The 18,215-nt window shown below is 47.5% G+C and carries 21 protein-coding genes; 1 reads left to right on the top strand and 20 read right to left on the bottom strand.

Translation table 11 applies throughout. From position 1 onward, the window contains the following. Nucleotides 1–13: 13 nt before the first annotated feature. From dxs to spoIIIAA, 19 genes are all read right to left on the bottom strand, one after another. Nucleotides 14–1,921: a 1-deoxy-D-xylulose-5-phosphate synthase gene (dxs, locus tag FE296_RS06690; RefSeq protein ID WP_036614362.1), complete on the bottom strand. Its 1,908-nt coding sequence runs from the start codon at nucleotides 1,919–1,921 to the stop codon at nucleotides 14–16. Between the two features lie 283 nt (nucleotides 1,922–2,204). After that, nucleotides 2,205–3,110 carry a polyprenyl synthetase family protein gene (locus FE296_RS06685; protein ID WP_411860564.1) on the bottom strand — a complete coding sequence of 302 codons (906 nt, stop codon included), beginning with the start codon at nucleotides 3,108–3,110 and terminating at the stop codon, nucleotides 2,205–2,207. Further along, nucleotides 3,103–3,360 (bottom strand): exodeoxyribonuclease VII small subunit, encoded by a 258-nt coding sequence (gene xseB, locus FE296_RS06680; RefSeq protein WP_017687599.1) that lies wholly within the window; start codon nucleotides 3,358–3,360, stop codon nucleotides 3,103–3,105. The genes FE296_RS06685 and xseB overlap by 8 nt, the downstream gene beginning before the upstream one ends. Continuing rightward, nucleotides 3,350–4,714: an exodeoxyribonuclease VII large subunit gene (gene xseA, locus FE296_RS06675; RefSeq protein ID WP_150364559.1), complete on the bottom strand. Its 1,365-nt coding sequence runs from the start codon at nucleotides 4,712–4,714 to the stop codon at nucleotides 3,350–3,352. Before xseA ends, xseB begins: the two co-directional genes overlap by 11 nt. A 10-nt stretch (nucleotides 4,715–4,724) precedes the next feature. Next, on the bottom strand, nucleotides 4,725–5,582 hold the full coding sequence (gene folD, locus FE296_RS06670; protein WP_017687597.1) for a bifunctional methylenetetrahydrofolate dehydrogenase/methenyltetrahydrofolate cyclohydrolase FolD: 858 nt from the start codon (nucleotides 5,580–5,582) through the stop codon (nucleotides 4,725–4,727). Nucleotides 5,583–5,699: 117 nt separating this feature from the next. Beyond that, the gene (nusB, locus tag FE296_RS06665; RefSeq protein WP_091028817.1) at nucleotides 5,700–6,152 is read right to left on the bottom strand and encodes a transcription antitermination factor NusB; all 453 of its coding nucleotides are present in this window, start codon (nucleotides 6,150–6,152) and stop codon (nucleotides 5,700–5,702) included. A 222-nt stretch (nucleotides 6,153–6,374) separates the two neighbouring features. After that, on the bottom strand, nucleotides 6,375–6,608 hold the full coding sequence (locus FE296_RS06660; RefSeq protein WP_017687595.1) for a DUF2273 domain-containing protein: 234 nt from the start codon (nucleotides 6,606–6,608) through the stop codon (nucleotides 6,375–6,377). 14 nt (nucleotides 6,609–6,622) lie between these two features. After that, nucleotides 6,623–7,162 carry an alkaline shock response membrane anchor protein AmaP gene (amaP, locus tag FE296_RS06655; RefSeq protein WP_017687594.1) on the bottom strand — a complete coding sequence of 180 codons (540 nt, stop codon included), beginning with the start codon at nucleotides 7,160–7,162 and terminating at the stop codon, nucleotides 6,623–6,625. A gap of 145 nt (nucleotides 7,163–7,307) precedes the next feature. Then, entirely contained in the window at nucleotides 7,308–7,718 is a 411-nt protein-coding gene (locus FE296_RS06650; protein WP_017687593.1) for an Asp23/Gls24 family envelope stress response protein, read from the bottom strand. 218 nt (nucleotides 7,719–7,936) lie between these two features. After that, nucleotides 7,937–9,280 (bottom strand): acetyl-CoA carboxylase biotin carboxylase subunit, encoded by a 1,344-nt coding sequence (gene accC, locus FE296_RS06645; RefSeq protein ID WP_124116162.1) that lies wholly within the window; start codon nucleotides 9,278–9,280, stop codon nucleotides 7,937–7,939. 55 nt (nucleotides 9,281–9,335) lie between these two features. Beyond that, nucleotides 9,336–9,800 carry an acetyl-CoA carboxylase biotin carboxyl carrier protein gene (accB, locus tag FE296_RS06640; protein WP_036614903.1) on the bottom strand — a complete coding sequence of 155 codons (465 nt, stop codon included), beginning with the start codon at nucleotides 9,798–9,800 and terminating at the stop codon, nucleotides 9,336–9,338. 139 nt (nucleotides 9,801–9,939) lie between these two features. Then, nucleotides 9,940–10,770 carry a SpoIIIAH-like family protein gene (locus FE296_RS06635; RefSeq protein WP_124116161.1) on the bottom strand — a complete coding sequence of 277 codons (831 nt, stop codon included), beginning with the start codon at nucleotides 10,768–10,770 and terminating at the stop codon, nucleotides 9,940–9,942. A gap of 66 nt (nucleotides 10,771–10,836) precedes the next feature. Next, nucleotides 10,837–11,475, bottom strand: coding sequence for a stage III sporulation protein AG (gene spoIIIAG / locus FE296_RS06630; RefSeq protein WP_017687589.1), 639 nt, complete (start codon nucleotides 11,473–11,475; stop codon nucleotides 10,837–10,839). A 15-nt stretch (nucleotides 11,476–11,490) separates the two neighbouring features. Further along, complete coding sequence (spoIIIAF, locus tag FE296_RS06625) at nucleotides 11,491–12,321, bottom strand: stage III sporulation protein AF (RefSeq protein ID WP_190945059.1); 831 nt, start codon at nucleotides 12,319–12,321, stop codon at nucleotides 11,491–11,493. Nucleotides 12,322–12,352: 31 nt separating this feature from the next. Then, nucleotides 12,353–13,495, bottom strand: a complete 1,143-nt coding sequence (spoIIIAE, locus tag FE296_RS06620; protein WP_397376270.1) for a stage III sporulation protein AE — start codon at nucleotides 13,493–13,495, stop codon at nucleotides 12,353–12,355. A 68-nt stretch (nucleotides 13,496–13,563) separates the two neighbouring features. Then, a complete protein-coding gene (spoIIIAD, locus tag FE296_RS06615) occupies nucleotides 13,564–13,953 on the bottom strand; it encodes a stage III sporulation protein AD (protein ID WP_017687586.1) in 390 nt (129 codons plus the stop codon). Nucleotides 13,954–13,985: 32 nt separating this feature from the next. Then, a complete protein-coding gene (spoIIIAC, locus tag FE296_RS06610) occupies nucleotides 13,986–14,189 on the bottom strand; it encodes a stage III sporulation protein AC (protein WP_017687585.1) in 204 nt (67 codons plus the stop codon). A gap of 29 nt (nucleotides 14,190–14,218) precedes the next feature. Continuing rightward, nucleotides 14,219–14,737 carry a stage III sporulation protein SpoIIIAB gene (gene spoIIIAB / locus FE296_RS06605; protein ID WP_036614389.1) on the bottom strand — a complete coding sequence of 173 codons (519 nt, stop codon included), beginning with the start codon at nucleotides 14,735–14,737 and terminating at the stop codon, nucleotides 14,219–14,221. Beyond that, the gene (gene spoIIIAA, locus FE296_RS06600) at nucleotides 14,730–15,734 is read right to left on the bottom strand and encodes a stage III sporulation protein AA (protein WP_036674989.1); all 1,005 of its coding nucleotides are present in this window, start codon (nucleotides 15,732–15,734) and stop codon (nucleotides 14,730–14,732) included. Before spoIIIAA ends, spoIIIAB begins: the two co-directional genes overlap by 8 nt. A 263-nt stretch (nucleotides 15,735–15,997) precedes the next feature. On the opposite strand from spoIIIAA, the gene FE296_RS06595 reads away from it, so the two are divergent. Further along, nucleotides 15,998–16,747, top strand: coding sequence for a 2-phosphosulfolactate phosphatase (locus FE296_RS06595; RefSeq protein ID WP_124116159.1), 750 nt, complete (start codon nucleotides 15,998–16,000; stop codon nucleotides 16,745–16,747). A gap of 86 nt (nucleotides 16,748–16,833) precedes the next feature. Here the strand turns inward: FE296_RS06595 and FE296_RS06590 are convergent, their stop codons facing one another. Continuing rightward, the gene (locus tag FE296_RS06590) at nucleotides 16,834–18,087 is read right to left on the bottom strand and encodes an aspartate kinase (RefSeq protein ID WP_150364557.1); all 1,254 of its coding nucleotides are present in this window, start codon (nucleotides 18,085–18,087) and stop codon (nucleotides 16,834–16,836) included. Nucleotides 18,088–18,215: the final 128 nt, after the last annotated feature.

The raw sequence follows: 18,215 nt of genomic DNA, 5'->3' as shown, positions 1-18,215 counted from the left end.
CTATCATGTAAATTTACGAAGGAAAACGTGTTTTGGGTATGCCGTAAGATGATTGAACAGCCATCTTGCGCAGTTCAGCACATACATTCTCAACGGTAAGACCCACTTCCTCACGTTGTTCCTTAATACTGCCATGCTCGATGAAGCGATCCGGAATCCCCATCAATTGTACATGAACATCATGCAGTCCCTGTTCTGCATAAAACTCCAGCACTGCACTACCCATGCTGCCTGCTTGGGATGTTTCTTCAAGTACAATCAATTTGGTGCCTCGAACAGCTAAATCACGTAACATTTGCTCGTCAAGAGGTTTCAGGAAACGAGCGTTGATTACGCCTGCTGTAATCCCTTCCCGTTTCACCATCTCTGCTGCTTCTTCTGCAAGCTGCACCATCGACCCTGAAGCGATGACAGCATATCCTTCGGATGGACGCAGTTGCTCCCATGATCCGATCGGAATCGGAACAAGTACATCATCCAGAGGTACACCGACCACATTGTTTCGTGGATAACGGTAAGCAATTGGACCTTCATTATAATCAAGCGCCGTTTTCATCATGTGGCGCAATTCATTTTCGTCTTTTGGCATCATCAGAACGATATTTGGAATATGGCGCATAAATGCCACATCATACACCCCTTGATGTGTTTCCCCATCCGGACCAACAAACCCGGCACGGTCAATAGCAAACATCACGTTCGCGTTATGTCGGCAAATATCATGTACGATCTGATCATATGCACGTTGCATAAACGTAGAATACACGGCAAAGACCGGCTTCAAGCCTTCCATAGCCAGTGCAGCACACATCGTTGCCGCATGCTGTTCTGCGATCCCTACGTCAATCATGCGGTCAGGAAATTCCTTACTAAAAGGAATGAGACCTGAGCCTGTAGGCATTGCTGGCGTTACAGCTACGACCCGCTTATCCTGCTTCGCAAGATCAATTAACGTTTGACCGAACACTTCCGTGTACATCGGTTTCCCCACAGCTTTCAGCACTTGACCGGATTCTATTTTGTACGGAGAAATCCCGTGCCACTTGTGCGAATCGGCTTCAGCTGGCTGATAACCTTTGCCTTTGGTAGTGAGCACGTGAACGAGCACAGGACCATCAACGTTATCTGCCTGTTTGAAGGTTTCAATCAATTTGGGAATATCGTGCCCATCAATCGGACCCAAATACGTGAAGCCCAGTTCTTCGAAAAGAACACCTGGTACCATCATATATTTGACACTATCTTTGATCCAGCTTGCCGATTTGGCCAAACGATCCCCAATAGCTGGGATTTTTTTGAGCATCCCCTCGACATCATCTTTCGCTTTCAGATAATGACGATCCGAACGAATCTTGCTCAAATATTTATGCATGGCTCCAACATTTGGAGCAATGGACATTTCATTATCATTCAGAATAACCATCAGTTTTCTCTGCTCATGACCGATATGATTGAGGGCCTCAAAAGCCATACCGCCTGTAAGCGCTCCATCACCAATCATCGCGATGACTTGATTGTCCTCACCCTTCAGATCACGTGCAAGGGCCATCCCCATCGCAGCGGACAAAGAAGTACTGCTGTGTCCAGCTTCCCATACATCATGTTCGCTTTCGTTGCGTTTGACAAACCCGCACAGGCCATTATGTTGACGCAATGTATCAAAGCGATCCATACGCCCTGTCAGGACTTTATGCACGTAAGCCTGATGCCCTACATCAAAAATCATTTTGTCTGCTGGACTATTATAGCAGTAATGCAGGGCTACCGTGAGCTCAACCACGCCTAAGTTGGGTGCGAGATGCCCACCTGTAACAGACAGTTTCTCAATCAGAAACTGCCGGATCTCTGCCGATAAAAGGGCAAGATCATCCTGAGACATCGACTTTAGATCACTGGGTTGTTTAATTTGTGGAAGCAGCACGAGAATCTCCCCGCTTTCCTAGATTGTTTAGTTATTGTTGTAAATTGATATATACATGATGAATCAAATGACATTAAATCATTATAACATAAAAGAACAAGAATCATAATTTACTGCACTATACTCCCGATAACGAGCATTTCCGCCAGCAAGTTATTTAGAATTCTTCTCCATATGTATTCCCGCATCCACTCGGGACAGACTTTTTCCATCTACTCGGAAAAAGGACATTACATTCATTACACGGTTATACAGATTTTGAAACAGCACGTTTTATCAGAATCTAATGGTCTCGACGCATCAGGTAATCTGCAATTTCCAGCAATCTGGATGCATCAGGTAACTCAGCTCTTTCGAGTGCGTCTTTCGCAGATTGGGTAAGGGATTTCACCTCAGCTACAGAAGCCTCCATGCCAATAAAATAAGGATATGTTACCTTCTGCTGATTCACATCGCTCTGTGTTTTCTTGCCCATCTTCTGCTCGTCACCCGTCAGGTCGAGAATATCATCCTGAATCTGGAACGCCAGCCCCAAATCACGGCCAAACACACGCAACGCTTCCAATTGTCCTTCCGTTGCTCCACCGATTCGTGCTCCAGCAATGAGGGAGAAAACAATCAGGTCACCCGTTTTGTGCAAATGAATATATTGAAGCTGTGCAAGATCAGTCAATCCTTGCTCGCCTTCCATATCCGCAACTTGGCCGCCGACCATGCCTCTTGCTCCAGCAAGTTCGGACATGTCCTCTACGATGGACAGCAACGCATCTGCCGCTACACCGCTACGGCGTCCAGCTTGAACAATGCTATAAAAAGCATGGGTTAACAGCGCATCACCTGCCAATATGGCTGTTGCCTCACCATATACCTTATGATTCGTTAATTTTCCCCTGCGGTAATCATCATTATCCATAGCAGGCAGGTCGTCGTGGATCAGTGAATACGTATGAACCATCTCCACGGCGCAGGCTACCGGCATTGCAGCTGTACGCTGTGCACCGAAGGCTTCCGCCGCAGCAACGACCAGAAGAGGACGAAGGCGTTTGCCTCCGGCCATGAGTGAGTACTGCATCGCATCCGTCAACGATTGGGGTACATCCCAGTGATCAGGAAGCGTGTGTTTCAACGCTTCTGTCACCTCAGCTGTAACCTCTTCGAGGTATGCTTGAAACGAAGGACGATTACTCATGGACTTCACCGCTCTCATCGTCAGCAGTTCCGAAAGGCTTCTTGCGAAGCTCTCCATCTTCTTCTACGATCATCTCGATCTTACGTTCCACTTGTTCCAGCTTCAAACCGCAAAGTTGCGAAAGCTTCATCCCGCGTTGAAACAGATCGATGGCCTGTTCCAACGGAACATCACCATGTTCCAGCTGACCTACGATGTCTTCCAATGCCGCCATTGCCTCTTCAAAATTCAATTCCGGTTCATTCGCCATGGGTATTGTCGTCCTCCTTCATTCCCCAAACCTGACAGTCCAGCTGTCCGTCTGTTAATTTAATCTTAATTGAATCTCCAGGCTGTACATCCTTCGTTGACTTGATCAATCGCTGTTCTTGCTCATCATAGACAAGGCTGTATCCCCGTGACATGACTTTAAGCGGGCTAAGCGCATCCAGATGCCGCACAGATGATTTCCACTGTTGCTGCTTCGATCTGGTTATAGACCTGATCGCAAGTTCCAGTTGTCTGCGTGCTGCCGCATTCTCACGGCGTGCTGCATTGACCTGCTCACGAGGATTGAATCGTTGCAGTGCTGCTCGCAGACGCTCCTGCTTCTCTCCTGTCCATTTCATACGTGTATCCACTGTTCTCAAAAGCCGTTGGTGCATCATATCCAGCCGTTCCGTATGCTGCATCAAGGTACGTCTTGGATGAACCAGCACTGGCGAGCGCTGTAATCTTGCGAGCCGTTCGCGATTATGTACAGCACGCTGACGCAAGCTATGCTGTAACTGGCGCTGACGTTGTCCGATCTGATCAAGTAACTCAGCTCGATTAGGTACAGCTAATTCCGCAGCTGCTGTAGGTGTAGCCGCACGCAAATCGGCTGCAAAATCAGCAATAGTGAAGTCCGTTTCGTGCCCAACCGCAGAAATGACAGGAATATCCGAAGCGACTATTGCTCTTGCCACAATCTCCTCATTGAACGCCCACAATTCCTCCAGTGAACCGCCTCCACGTCCAACGATAAGTACATCGGCTTCTCCCATCCGGTTCAGGTTGCCAATCGCTTTGACGATGGAAGGTGCTGCACCCTTGCCTTGAACCAGAACAGGATATAAAACAACTTTGGCAGAAGGGTACCTGCGCTGGAGTGTGATCATGATATCCCGCACTGCCGCTCCCGTCGGTGAAGTTACAACCCCGATGGTCTGTGGATAACGAGGGATCTGTCTTTTTCGCGAAGGTGAAAATAACCCTTCATCCTCAAGCTTTTTCTTCAGCTGTTCGTAAGCCAGATACAGACTTCCAATCCCGTCCGGCTGCATATGGGTAGCGTAGAATTGATACTGCCCATCCCGTTCATACACCGAGACATTACCACGAGCAATAACCCTTGCACCCTCCTTCGGTACAAAGGGTAATCGCTGGTTATGGGACGCAAACATAATCGACTTAATCCGGCTGTCCTTGTCCTTCAATGTAAAATACATATGGCCGCTGGAGTGATGTGTGAAGTTCGAAATCTCCCCGCGTAGCCAAACGTCCGACAGGACCTGATCCGATTCCAGTTTCATTCGAATATATCGGTTCAGGTCTTTGATGGAGTAGATCTTTTGATCTGCCACAGACAAAACCCTAGGCCAATCCGTGAGCGCGCTTGGCAGCGATCAATGTATTTTGCATCAGCATTGTGATTGTCATCGGACCAACACCACCAGGAACGGGTGTAATTGGACCAGAAACTTCTTTCACGCTCTCGAAATCAACGTCTCCTGCCAGTTTGCCATTCTCCAAACGGTTCATGCCAACATCAATAACAACTGCACCCGGTTTCACAAAATCAGCATCCACAAAATTGGCACGGCCGATGGCTACAACTAGAATGTCCGCCTGGCGTGTAATTTCTTTCATGTTGGCGGTACGGGAATGACACATGGTTACCGTTGCATTCTCGCGTTGCAGCAACAGCGATACCGGTTTGCCGACAATATTGCTTCTTCCGATGACTACCGCATGTTTACCTGACATTTCCAATCCAGTACGCTTGATCAGTTCAATTACACCCGCTGGAGTACATGGAAGCAGACTATCGTCTCCAATAACAAGATTACCAACATTGACTGGATGGAATCCGTCTACGTCTTTATCAACGGCAATTGCATCAATGACCGCTTTCTCTTCGATATGCTTCGGTAGTGGGAGTTGCACCAAAATTCCGTTAATCGATTGTTGATTGTTCAGCTTGTCCACCAGCGCAAGCAGATCTTCTTGGGATGTATCTGCATCCAAGCGATGCACTTCGGAGTAGAAACCGAGGTCGTGACATGCTTTTTCTTTATTACGCACATATACTTGGGATGCCGGATCTTCCCCGACGAGCACAACAGCCAGACCAGGTACTACCCCCTGTTCGCTAAGCTGTTTTACTTCTGTTGTCATGCTTGCGCGGATCTCTTGGGATACTTCTTTACCGTTAATAATAGATGCTGTCATTGTACTCTCTCTCCCTTATGTGAATATAAATTTAGAGGTTGTTCAAAAAAACCGCTTTTGATTACGAAGGATACTGAAAACCGGTCCTTTTGAACACGCACTATAGTTAATCATAACTTAAGATAATTTTGCTTTAATGGTGTCAACTTCCTGAATCATGCGTCCAAGTACACCATTGACGAACTTACCGGATTCTTCTGTACCAAAATATTTGGAAAGTTCGATTGCTTCATTGACAGATACTTTTGCCGGAATATCATCACGGAACACCATTTCATACGTAGACAGTCGTAGAATCTGGCGATCTACACGTGACAGACGGCTAATCTGCCAACCTTTCAAATAATCCACGAGCAGCCCGTCAATGGCTTCCTTATTGTTCCAGGCTCCTTGTACAATCTCAGTAACATAAGTACGCATTACATCTGCATCGCGGATAACTACTTCGGTCTCATTATCTTCAGCAGCTTCATTGATCAACATGTTTACAGCTTCTGCTGCACCCACCTCATTCATTTCCATCTGATACAGACTTTGTACTGCAATTTCCCTTGCCAAACGTCTTTTCATGTCCTGCCTCCTGCAGCGCTCCGTCTGGAGCGTCATCATGCTTATTTTATAATCCATGCATCCATCTCATCAAATCCTGTATCGGTTAGATCGATGGCTTACACGGTATTGTTATTGTTATCCCTTTTCACAAAAAAACCTGCAATACGTTTCCTCCAAAAAACGGGCAACCTAAACTACAGCTCTATTTTCGGAAGAAACATATTGCAGGGTTCAGGTAGGTCACTTAAACGGACGCCAGCGATCGCCCAGCCATTGTCCCCACTCCCTCCAGGGAATGGACGAACCCAGCTTCGAATCGCTTCGTCTGCCTAACGTATAACCAATGAACACCAAGAGTGCAAAGAACAACATATCCCAAAAACCGATCCATACATAAAGAAATCCAAAAAAAATGCCGCCGATAATTCCGGTAATTCGGCCTCTGTGACTATCCCAAATCTCTTTCCACAGCATCAGTGAAACTCACCTCATTCCACTCGACTCTTGTAGTTAGGCGACTGGGTCACATTAGCGATATACACCGTGACAAAAGAAACCGGGATGCCCGTAATCTCTTGTACATGATCATGAATCGCCTTTTGCAGATCAGAAGTCAGCGCAGGAATAGGTGTCTCACCATCCACTACTGCACGGATCATAATCTCCAGTCCTGACTCAACCACACGTATGCGTGCCTTGACATCACGTACTCCCCGGAAACGGGAAGTTGCCTTCAAACAGAGATTCTCAATCGTCTCCATCGAAATCTGTACATCACCAAACTCAGTACGTTGATCTACAGACGGCAACGATGCACGCTCACGCCGAACCGAGATGTAGAAAAATCGCAAACTCAGGATAAACAAAATCGCTGCTGCAATAACAGACGCAACAATAACGTTTTGTTCCTGCTGGTAATTCAATTCGTAAGGCAGCACACCGCTAATCAGAAGAATGACGGCTGCCGATATTGCTCCAACGCTTATGCTGTATATAAACAACAGAAGCCGATCCAGTATTTTAGCCACGAACTGCACAGCCTCCCTTGCTCACTAACATTACTTAACCTGTTCAATAGCAAAAATCAGATCCTCATCCAGCTTTCGCTATAATGAAGACCTGTCCAAGACGGGATAACCCCCGGCAGATGATGCCGGGGGAATCTGTCTTCTTTTATTTTACGCGCTGACTGTTCAGGTCGATCTCTTCCACTTTCTCGGTGCTCTTGAACTGAACGTCATGAATGTGCACATTCACTTCATTCACATTCAAGCCTGTCATGTTCTCGATGGAACGTTTCACGTTCTGTTGAATCTCCGTAGCCACCTGTGGCAGACGGTATCCGTACTCGATAATTACGGAAACATCAACTGCAGCTTCACGTTGGCCCACTTCAACTTTAACGCCTTTGGAAAGGTTTTTGCGACCAAGCAATTCAGCAAATCCGCCAGCGAATCCGCCACTCATGCCTGCCACACCTTTCACTTCAAGGGTTGCCAATCCAGCAATCACTTCAATAACTTCAGGTGCGATCTGGATTTCACCGATATCCGTTCGTTCAAATTCAGTCGGTAGTGTACTCATAACTGTTCAACACACCTTTCGCGAGATAAGTTTGCGGCCATCCGTCAGGGCGCTGGACTCAGGTTAATCAACCTTCAGAACCCTTCCGGTCCGGCTTTACCGGAACTCCTGCAAACATCCGCGAGATGCGGGCTTATCCTTTGCAGGAGACATGCGCTCTTATTATTACATACTATATCATTTGGGCTACATTATGACAAACAAGCCCAATATACCTTTTAAATCTCGTTTTCTTCAAGAAATTTGATATCAAAGTCACCACGAATGAACGTTGGGTGCTCCAGCAATTTCTGATGGAAAGGAATAGTTGTGGATATGCCTTCAATTGCAAATTCCCCAAGCGCACGCTTCATCTTGGCAATCGCCTCTTCACGATTCGCTCCCCACACGATCAATTTAGCGATCATGGAGTCATAGAAAGGTGAAATGGTATAACCCGGATAAGCAGCACTATCTACACGAACGCCAGGTCCTCCCGGTGCAAGGTAGAATCCGATTTTGCCTGGTGATGGCATAAAGTTACGGTCCGGATCTTCAGCATTGATACGACATTCAATGGACCAGCCATTGATAACCACGTCTTCCTGACGGAATGAAAGTGGGTTGCCTTCCGCTACCGAGATCATCTCACGGATCAGATCCACGCCAGTAACCATCTCAGTTACCGGGTGCTCTACCTGAATACGCGTATTCATCTCCATGAAATAGAACTCGCCATTCGGGCTGAGCAGGAACTCCAATGTACCCGCTCCCGAGTAATCCACAGCAAGGGCAGCCCGTACCGCAGCTTCGCCCATCAGTGTACGCACGTCTTCGGAGAGGATCGGACACGGAGCTTCCTCTACCAATTTCTGACGACGACGCTGAACTGAGCAATCACGCTCTCCCAAATGTACTGCATTTCCGTGTTTATCAGCAATGATCTGAATTTCCACGTGTTTCATACCTGTCAGGAATTTCTCCAGATATACACCTGCATTGCCAAATGCCTTTTGTGCTTCCTGCTGAGCAGCGGTAATCTGCTTAATCAGCGTTTCTTCATCTTCGGCAATACGAATTCCCTTACCTCCGCCACCAGCAGTAGCTTTGATAATGATAGGATATCCGATATCTCTAGCAATCATGATGGCTTCATCCATATTTTCAACAAGGCCGTCTGATCCAGGAATAACAGGTACTCCTGCATCTTTCATCGTTTGTTTGGCAACAGCCTTGTCTCCCATTTTGGTAATGGCTTCGGGTGAAGGCCCGATGAATGTAATGTTGCAAGAACCACAGATTTCTGCAAAGTCAGCATTCTCCGCCAAAAAACCATATCCAGGGTGGATTGCATCACATTCCGTCAGTGTGGCTACACTCATCAGGTTTGTGAAGTTGAGGTAACTGTCCTTAGACAGTGTCGGTCCGATACAGTAAGCCTCATCTGCAAGACGAACATGCAGAGAATCCTTGTCCGCTTCCGAATAGACGGCTACCGTTGAGATGCCGATTTCACGGCAGGCACGAATAATACGTACCGCAATCTCTCCACGGTTCGCAATCAGTATTTTTTGAAATTTCATTTCGTTTTGTCCTCCTTCGAAGCTCATGCGGTTAGCTGTTAACCAGCTATAACGGTTATTCCGGTTTCACCAGGAAAAGGGGCTGCCCATACTCGACCAGCTGTCCGTTCTCAACCAGCACTTCAACGATTTCTCCCTTGATGTCCGCATCAAGCTCGTTCATCAGCTTCATAGCTTCGATGATACATACTGTTGTTTTCTCAACAACTTTATCACCAGCGCTCACAAAAGGACCCGCTTCCGGCGAGGAAGCTCTGTAAAAAGTACCTACCATCGGAGATACAATTTTATGTAAATGACTTGTAGTATCGACCTGCGGTGCAGCTTCACTTACCACTGCGGCCGGCTGTACTTGCGGAGCAGCAATCATTTGCGGTTGCACAGCAGCTGCTTGAACATACTCCGTTTTGCCCGGTTTGCGGATCGATAACCGTGATCCTTCATTTTCAATTTCCAATTCTTGAACGGAACTTTCATCTACCAGTTTAATCAGTTCTTTGATTTCACTCAATTTAAACATTTCCATTATTCACTCCTTCGGCATCATGCCAGTCTCACTAGGACGGTCATATGGCTTTATGTATTATATCATAATCATTAAAAATGGAAAGAGCCCGAGAGTACAACCAGCTCCCGGGACTGAAATTCCATTATTTGGATCACTGTTCTGTGACGTATTGCACGCTGATTTTGTTCTGTGAAACCGCCAATTCTTTCATGACCAGATCCACAATGGACACTGCCTGTTTTACATCCAGTTTGTCACTGAGGACCACAACTTTATACTTGTCGGCATCTTCTTGAACAATCGCATTAGCGAACTGTTGAGAGAGCGTCTCCTCAATGCCAGTGATTTTAGCTTCTTTTTCTTCCAGTGTACGGAGCTGCTCCGTTGCTTTGGCATTCTCCTCTGGTGTTTTACTCAAGTCCCCTGCCACGGTCATCAGTTCCTCATACTTGCGATTGTTGCTCTCTTCACGCTGCCATTGGTAGTTCTGGAACTGGCTGCTTGCAGATGCTGTCGTATTCTGCTCTTCCATTTCCTTGAGGACTTCCTCATCTGTCTTCGTTGCAGTGCCTCCTGCCTGACCGTCTGTCTCCGGTGTAGTTGTTGCCCCTTTGTCGGTCTCTTTGTTGGTTTCTTTGCCTGCTTCAACCTTATTCTCGCCTGGTTCGACAGCAGGTGTTTTCTCTGTATTTTCAGCTTCTTTACCTTCCGTAGCCGCCGGTTCTTCCACAGCGCCAGCCGCACTTGGATCACTTTCAACTTCGCCGCTATTCACCACTTCATTCACAACCAAACCTTCTGTAGGATCAAGAATGCCTGCCGTCTCCTTGGCTTCCCCTTGCTTGATTCCATCCACTTGCTGACTGTCAGCCACCGGCGCGTTGACTGGACCGGAATCCTCAGTGAACAAATAATACGCGGACAAAATGACCATCAGACTCAGCATGGAAACGAGCCATACCGTTTGACGTTTGTTATTCATTAGAACTTCCTCCTCAAATTGGCTTCAATCTTATGAGAATTGAATCTTGTGATTCAACACAGCAGATTAGTCTTGTTTGCGCGGTACAACCGAGATCCGGTAGGCTGCCACATTCAGTCCTTTTTCCACAGCATCGGTTATCAGGTCCTTCACAACCTTGTTCTCTGCACCCCTCGCAACAACAAGCACCCCACGGATCTGCGGTTTGAGCTTTTTGGTCACTATAGGTGTCTGATCCCCTGATATTTCGTACGTAATAATCTCGCCATCACGGGTATATTGCGTCATATGTCGCTTGCCCCCGCTAGCATCGGTTTCTTCGGTAAGTTGCTGAGAATCCTTCACGTTCCGCTGAACGACCAATTCTTCTGTGGAATCCACGGTAACCATCACATCAACCGTTCCCACACCAACAATGTTTTCCAGCACACCTTTGATTTTGTCTTCAAATGCAATTTCGATCGCCTGAAAAGGATTCTGTTCCGACGGATCACTCTGTATGGATGCCATGGATGTTGCCGGGTCCGGTGGTTCCCGACCGATATTTTCGGAATCAATTTTTTTGACATTGACGAAGGAATTGAACAGCATGATTCCCACCCCGATCAAACCCAGGATAATCAGCCAGCGGAAGGTTTGACTTCGCCTTGCCCCACCCTCTCCGCCACCCATCCAGGTTTCCATCTTTTTGAACCATTGTTTCATCGGACACCCTCCTTCTCAGAGCACTTCAGCACTTTTTGCTTCTGTCACTTGAACGTTGTTCGCATCAATATCCCACTTTTCAGTCAACAATGTAATAATCTGCACCGCATGTTCGGACCTTGTGGATGTCTCACCTTGCTGCTTCGTCTCATCTGTCTGATCACGTATAACAGGTTCGGAAGACGTTTCATTTCCATCACGTTGCCTTCTACTCACATCAATCTGTACATCAGGCACTTCAATCTGACCGATCTGGATGGGCTGCTGTATTTGATGTGTTTCATCCTTCTCGGATTCTGTGTCTGTTCCAAATATGGGCTGTGTATTGGCAGCGATTTCTTGCTGCCCTGCCTTCACTTCTCCTCCTCCATCCTCTCCTGCCATCTCGACCAGCACTCGCTGGATCACAGGCAGTTCGACTGATGAGGCAGCTTCCATCTCGGTTTCATATTTACTCATTGCCAGCTGTACCTCTACGGATCGAACCCTCGCTCCTGTTGTTTCTTCAATCTGGCCTTTCATGACATTAGCCAGTTCTTTCGCTGTCCATTGTAAGGATTGTTCCTGTTCATTGGATTGCAGCCGCTTGCCCTGAGCTAATATCTGTTCGAGTGTTGCATTCCCATTCGATGGAGCATCCATTGCCGACATTGCCCGTTTCAGTTCGCCAACCGGATCACTTTTGAGGAGCTTGGTTATGGGTGATAAAAGGGTCAGCAGGATGAGAAGGCTCAGCACAAGCTTGACATAACGTTCCATGGATCGATTGGGCAACAGCATATCCACAAAAGTCGCCAGCAGAACGATCATAATCAATTCCTGGAGCCAGTTGCTCAGCCACCCCATCCTTTTCATCCCCTTTCTTGCCAACATACATTCAGCGCATCATGACAGTCAGATTGCCCGCGGTCAGCAAGATGGTAATTGCCAGAAAAAACATCAGCCCGACGGCTGCGAGCGCCGCAAATACGTAGATCATACTCTTGCCGATGGCCTGAAGGCATCCTACAATCGGGGTGTCTCCAAGCGGTTGCATAATGGCACCAGTTACGTTGTATATCAAGGCAAGAGCCAGGATCTTGAGTGCCGGAAAGGCACATAGAAACAAAATGATGATCACTCCGGTGAGTCCAATTGCATTTTTGACAAGTAAAGAAGCTGTAATTACCGTATCCGTCGCATCCGCAAATGTTCTGCCCACGACAGGGACAAAGTTGCCTGCGATGTATTTGGCGGCCTTCAGGCTAACTCCATCCGCTACGGAGCCCGATGCACCCTGAACCGAGATTACACCCAGAAACATCGTCAGCAGGATACCCAGCAGAGCCACACTAATATTGCGCAGGAGGTCTGCCAGCTGTGTCAGCTTGTACTTGTCAGACAATGAACTGACGAGATGCAGAACAGCTGAGAAGAAGAGTAACGGGAATACCAGCAAGTGAATCAATGTACTCACCAGATGAATCATGAAAATGATGAGTGGATGTGTCACGGAGACGGTGATGACATTCCCCATGGAGGCGAGCAGTGTGAATAACAAGGGAACCATGGCCATCATGAAGTTGATCATGCCGGTAATGGCATCCTTGGCGTATCCAATCGCCACACTGAAGCTGTTGATTGCAATGATGATGATGACCATATAACAGATGGAATAGGCGATTTTGCTAATATTATTTTTCTCAAATGCGGTCTGAAGCGTCTCCAGAATCATGCTGAGTACGCTTAACATCACAATCGTGACCAGAAGCTTGCCATTATATAAAATTTCATGCAGCATGAAGGTTCCTATCGCTACAAACACCGATTTCAGGCTGAACCCTTCATTGCCGGGGATTAACATATCCATGAAGGAAGGGGTCTTCCCATCCGGGAAGAAACCACCGTATTGTTGCATCAGTTGATCCCAGTATTTCTCCACCTGATCCTTGGGAAGCTGATCGGCCTGCTGCTCCATCCACTCACCGGAAGGCGAGGTTGCAGTAACCTGTCCCAGGATACCAAACAGAAAACAGAGCATCAGCACAACCGTAAGGCGCCACTGCGGCTTATGATGCATTGATTTCATATGAAGTCCGCACGCCCTTTCTACACCGGCATCAGCTTCATGACGGTTTCGATAATAATGCTGATGATCGGTATAGCAAGTACAAGGATCAGTACCTTACCAGCCAGTTCGATCTTGGACGCAATGCTCTCCTGACCAGCATCCCTGACAATCTGTGCGCCAAATTCAGCGATGTACGCTATGCCAATAATTTTCAGCACCGTTTTCAGATAAATACTTTCCATGCCTGAATTCTCGGCAAGCCGCTTCAACACTTCGATGACTGCACCGATTTTGCCAATCAACAACATGAAGATGACAATGCCGGTCGCGGCAGCAATCAGAAAGGCAAACATCGGTTTCTGTTCCTTAATGACCAGAATGAGCACTGTTGCGATGAGCGCCAAACCTACAACTTGGATAATTTCCACAGGTCACCACCATCCGGCTTCATGACCGTTTTTCATTGAAAAAGAAATATCGATTTGATCTCTTGTAGCAGGCTGTCCAGCATACGGACCACCATGAACAATACAACGACAAATCCGATTACGGTCACCCAGTGAGCCATATCTTCCTTTCCCATTTGTTTCAGTACCGTGTGAATCATGGCGATAATGATTCCGATACCCGCAATTTGAAAGATTGCGTTCACTTCTAGATTCATGACCTTGGCACCTCACTATCCCGGCTATTTCAGAAGATCAGAATGACGATTAACGCTCCGACAAGCATCCCGAGGCTTCGGCTCATTCGTTCATATTTCATTTGATCGGCCTGGGCACGGGATTCCTCATGCATTAGTTGTTGAATGGCTAACGATATATGTTTGGTCTGATCCTGACGGTCACTTGTGCCAAGGCTGAAGCTTAATTGCAGCATCACTTCCTTCTCGTCAGCCTTCATGGCCGATCTTCCCCACGCCAGATCCACGCCTGACTGCAGACTTTCCCGGGCAGTGAGTCCATGAGGAGGTTCCATCTGTGTAGCTGCATGAAGAAACAGCGTCTTTACAGGTTCTTTGGTCTGTGCTCCCATCTTGCCCATGGCATCGGGAAGTGGAGTGAGCCCATAGTTAATCTCCGTCATTAGTCGCTGGAGGGCTGCAATGAGTTCTCGCAACTGTCTCGGTCTTAATGCATACTGTCTGGCCTTGTAAAATCCGGCGAGGGTGCTCGCTAACAGAATAATTACCGCACCAAACATGTTAACCAAAGGCTTCACCTCCTGCCCCGGTCTGCTGCAACCCACGCATTTTGCCATCAGCCAGCCGAAAGGTCATGCCCCGGCTCGTCCGTTGCAGCTGGACATAACGTTGAAACATCTGCTCCGTAATTAAGGTTCTGAGGGCGGGTCTTGCCGACAGCTCCGATAGGTCACGGCCATGAGCAGTCGCAATCACTGAGACTCCTGCATGCAGAGCTTCCATCACCGCCTCGGCATCCTCCGGACGACCGATCTCGTCCACAATCAGGACATCGGGCGACATGGAGCGAAGCATCATCATCATGCCCTCAGCCTTCGGACAACCGTCCATCACATCTGTTCGAGGACCTACGTCGAAGCCAGGTACTCCTTTGTAGCTACCAGCTATTTCGGACCTTTCATCTACAATGCCCACTTTCAGACGCGGACGTATTCCCTGAACCAGTTCAGTTCCCCCTGTAAGCTTTGTACCACTGCTAATTTGTCTCGCCAGATCTCGCAGCAACGTCGTTTTCCCTTGTTGTGGTGGTGATAGGATCAACGTGTGCAGGACCTGTCCGCTCTTCATATCGAGAAGATAAGGAAGGATACGATCAGCCACTCCATGTACCTCACGGGCTACCCGAACGTTAAACCCGTTGATGTCACGCAGGTATTCGACACGCCCACCGCTCAGTACCGTTCGGCCAGCAAGTCCGATTCGATGTCCTCCAGGTATGGTGATGAACCCTTTACGCAGTTCCTCTTCCAATGTATAAAGTGAATGGTTACTGATCAGGTCCAGCAACCTGTGCGTCACTTCTTTCTGAGGAACATACGCTTCTTCAGGATTCCCGGTCGGACAACCTTGAGGTGTCAGGAAGTGGTATGTGTTGCCTGCATTAATCTCCAGGGGTCTGCCTTCACGAATACGTACTTCCTCCACTTGTTCCAATAGAGCGGGTGGCATTCTTCCAAGAATGGTTCGGATCGGTTCCGGAAAAAGTTCCCTCCAGTTCACCTTCATGAGTAGGCTCCTCCAACCTTGAGATCATTTGGTTCACACTTCTGGCGCTTGTTCATATCTCAAGTTTATGCCTGTACATTTAATTTATGACGCTGAAATCTATCAATTCTTCAGAATACGGTTGAGAGTTGAAACCATAGATGCCCCTTCTGTTCTAGGCACCCGTCTAGATGTGCATGCATATAGTATTTGCAGATAGGTAAGTTCCATTTCGGTTCAAAACAGAACTACCGATCCCCAGATACAGAAAGGAGTTGTGGGGAGTGCGAGTTGATGTCGTTGGCAATGTGAATGAAGTACGTACAATTGATATTGCAGGGCGAAGTGCAGTTGTCATTGATGTATTGTGTACGACCAGTACGATTATTACGGCTCTGGCGTATGACGCTTCCGCTGTGATTGCCGTAGAGACCGTTCCACAAGCCAAACAAATGGAAGTGAAAGATTGCATTCGAGGCGGGGAACGTTTTGACAAAAAAATCACCGGATTCGAGGTGGGGAATTCCCCCTATGAATATATGACTGAGGACATTGCAGATAAAACAATCATACTGACCACAACCGATGGAACCCGAGCCTTGATTAAAGCTTCCCGGGCGAAACATGTACTAGCTGGATCATTTCTCAATGTCAGGGCTGTCACAGCAGTTCTCTGCCAACTTCAACGAGATGTATTGCTGTTATGTGCGGGGAATCAGGATGAATTTGCACTGGAGGACGCCTTGTGTGCTGGATGTATCATCGATGAACTGCACCGTCAATCCTGTTCTCCCCTCCAACTAAACGATCTTGGCATAGTACTTCATCAGGCGGTATCCCAATGTCAAGAGAGCATCCCGGAGCTGGTTCAGGGATCTGTTAGCGGGCGTAGGCTTGAAAAGTTAGGCAGGGTTCATGACATTTCATATTGTTCTCAATTAAACTTGCTGGATTGTGTTCCCGAGATGGGGGAGGGGAACCTCATGCAACCTTATAGAGGCATACGTGGCGGAAAGATGTTCAAGTTGATGTGAGAATTGCCATGAGAAAAACAAAAAAAGGTGTACTGCTGCCCGTTGGCAACAGTACACCTTTGCTAATTTACATACACAGAAGATACTTATCTGCGATCTTGAGGTCCACCGATAACGGCTTGCTCGGCAGTGTCGAGATCATATGCTGTATGCAATGCCTTAATGACGTCATGCAGCTTATCTCCGTCAATAACACAAGATACTTTGATCTCGGAAGTGCTCACCATCTTGATACTCACGCCTTCAGCGGAAATAACTTTGAACATCTTCGCAGCTACACCTGGGTGACTGACCATGCCTGCGCCAACAATGGAGATTTTAACGAGGTTCTCCTCAGATGTGACTTCACGGTAAGGCAAGCGGCTGTGAAGACTTTCAATGACACGTAATGCGTTCTCACGATCAGAAAGCGCCACAGAGAACGAGAAGTCCGCTTTGCCATCCATCACTCCGCTCTGAACGATAATGTCCACATCCAGCTGATTGGATGCAAGCGCACCAAATACTTCGGCCAGAACTCCTGGTACATCCGGCACACCCAGAATACTGATGCGAGCCACGTTTTTGTCATAGGCAATACCACTAACCACTACGCCTTGTTCCATTGCTGCTTCCTCCTTCACAACCGTTCCTTCATTATGGTTAAAGCTGGATCTTACAATTAAAGGTACACCGGAATGCTTCGCGTACTCTACTGCACGCGGATGCAGCACCGCTGCTCCCAAATTAGCAAGTTCCAGCATTTCGTCATAGGATATTTCCTTCAGCTTGCGCGCAACCTTAACGATCCGAGGGTCCGTAGAATAGATTCCGTCTACATCCGTATAGATCTCACACGCATCAGCCTTAATTGCTGCCGCCAGCGCTACAGCTGTTGTATCCGAACCACCACGACCCAGCGTTGTGATCTCGCCGTCTTCCGTCATGCCCTGGAAGCCTGCAACAATAACAATGTTGCCCTCGGCAAGTGCTGCATTCACACGGTCAGGTTGAATGTCATGAATACGTGCCTTTCCGTGAACCGGCTCTGTGCGGAATCCCGCTTGCCAGCCCGTAAACGATACTGCCTTACGTCCAAGCGCTTGAATAGCCATCGATAACAAAGAGATAGAAATCTGTTCTCCTGTCGTTAAGAGCATATCCATCTCACGAGCAGGCAGATCACTATTCAGTTGTTTTGCCTGATCAATCAAATCATCTGTTGTATCCCCCATGGCCGAAACCACGACTACACACCGATGTCCTTCATCAGCTTTTTCTACAACACGTCCGGCTACACGCTTCATGCGTTCTGTATCTCCGACCGAGCTGCCCCCAAATTTCATGACGTACAATGACAACGCAAATCCACTCCCTACCTTGTGCAGTATGCATAATTAATGTCCATCGTCATTATTCTCTACAAGAAATGACTTTAACCCAGTATATTACGAAAGCGCCTGATAGGCTAATCTTTTTTCGAAAAAAC

This window comes from Paenibacillus sp. UASWS1643, assembly GCF_008693195.1.
GTDB classification, from domain to species: Bacteria; Bacillota; Bacilli; order Paenibacillales; family Paenibacillaceae; genus Paenibacillus; species Paenibacillus amylolyticus_B.
The sequence above is the reverse complement of the archived record's forward strand: the minus strand, read 5'-3'. Positions and strand labels throughout refer to the sequence as shown.

Coding starts and splice junctions, on each gene's coding strand:
- FE296_RS06685 (WP_411860564.1), bottom strand. CDS start 3,110: ATGAGTAATCGTCCTTCGTTTCAAGCATACCTCGAAGAGGTTACAGCT.
- xseB (WP_017687599.1), bottom strand. CDS start 3,360: ATGGCGAATGAACCGGAATTGAATTTTGAAGAGGCAATGGCGGCATTG.
- folD (WP_017687597.1), bottom strand. CDS start 5,582: ATGACAGCATCTATTATTAACGGTAAAGAAGTATCCCAAGAGATCCGC.
- nusB (WP_091028817.1), bottom strand. CDS start 6,152: ATGAAAAGACGTTTGGCAAGGGAAATTGCAGTACAAAGTCTGTATCAG.
- FE296_RS06660 (WP_017687595.1), bottom strand. CDS start 6,608: ATGCTGTGGAAAGAGATTTGGGATAGTCACAGAGGCCGAATTACCGGA.
- FE296_RS06650 (WP_017687593.1), bottom strand. CDS start 7,718: ATGAGTACACTACCGACTGAATTTGAACGAACGGATATCGGTGAAATC.
- accC (WP_124116162.1), bottom strand. CDS start 9,280: ATGAAATTTCAAAAAATACTGATTGCGAACCGTGGAGAGATTGCGGTA.
- accB (WP_036614903.1), bottom strand. CDS start 9,800: ATGTTTAAATTGAGTGAAATCAAAGAACTGATTAAACTGGTAGATGAA.
- FE296_RS06635 (WP_124116161.1), bottom strand. CDS start 10,770: ATGAATAACAAACGTCAAACGGTATGGCTCGTTTCCATGCTGAGTCTG.
- spoIIIAG (WP_017687589.1), bottom strand. CDS start 11,475: ATGAAACAATGGTTCAAAAAGATGGAAACCTGGATGGGTGGCGGAGAG.
- spoIIIAF (WP_190945059.1), bottom strand. CDS start 12,321: ATGGGGTGGCTGAGCAACTGGCTCCAGGAATTGATTATGATCGTTCTG.
- spoIIIAE (WP_397376270.1), bottom strand. CDS start 13,495: ATGCTCTGTTTTCTGTTTGGTATCCTGGGACAGGTTACTGCAACCTCG.
- spoIIIAC (WP_017687585.1), bottom strand. CDS start 14,189: ATGAATCTAGAAGTGAACGCAATCTTTCAAATTGCGGGTATCGGAATC.
- spoIIIAA (WP_036674989.1), bottom strand. CDS start 15,734: ATGAAGGTGAACTGGAGGGAACTTTTTCCGGAACCGATCCGAACCATT.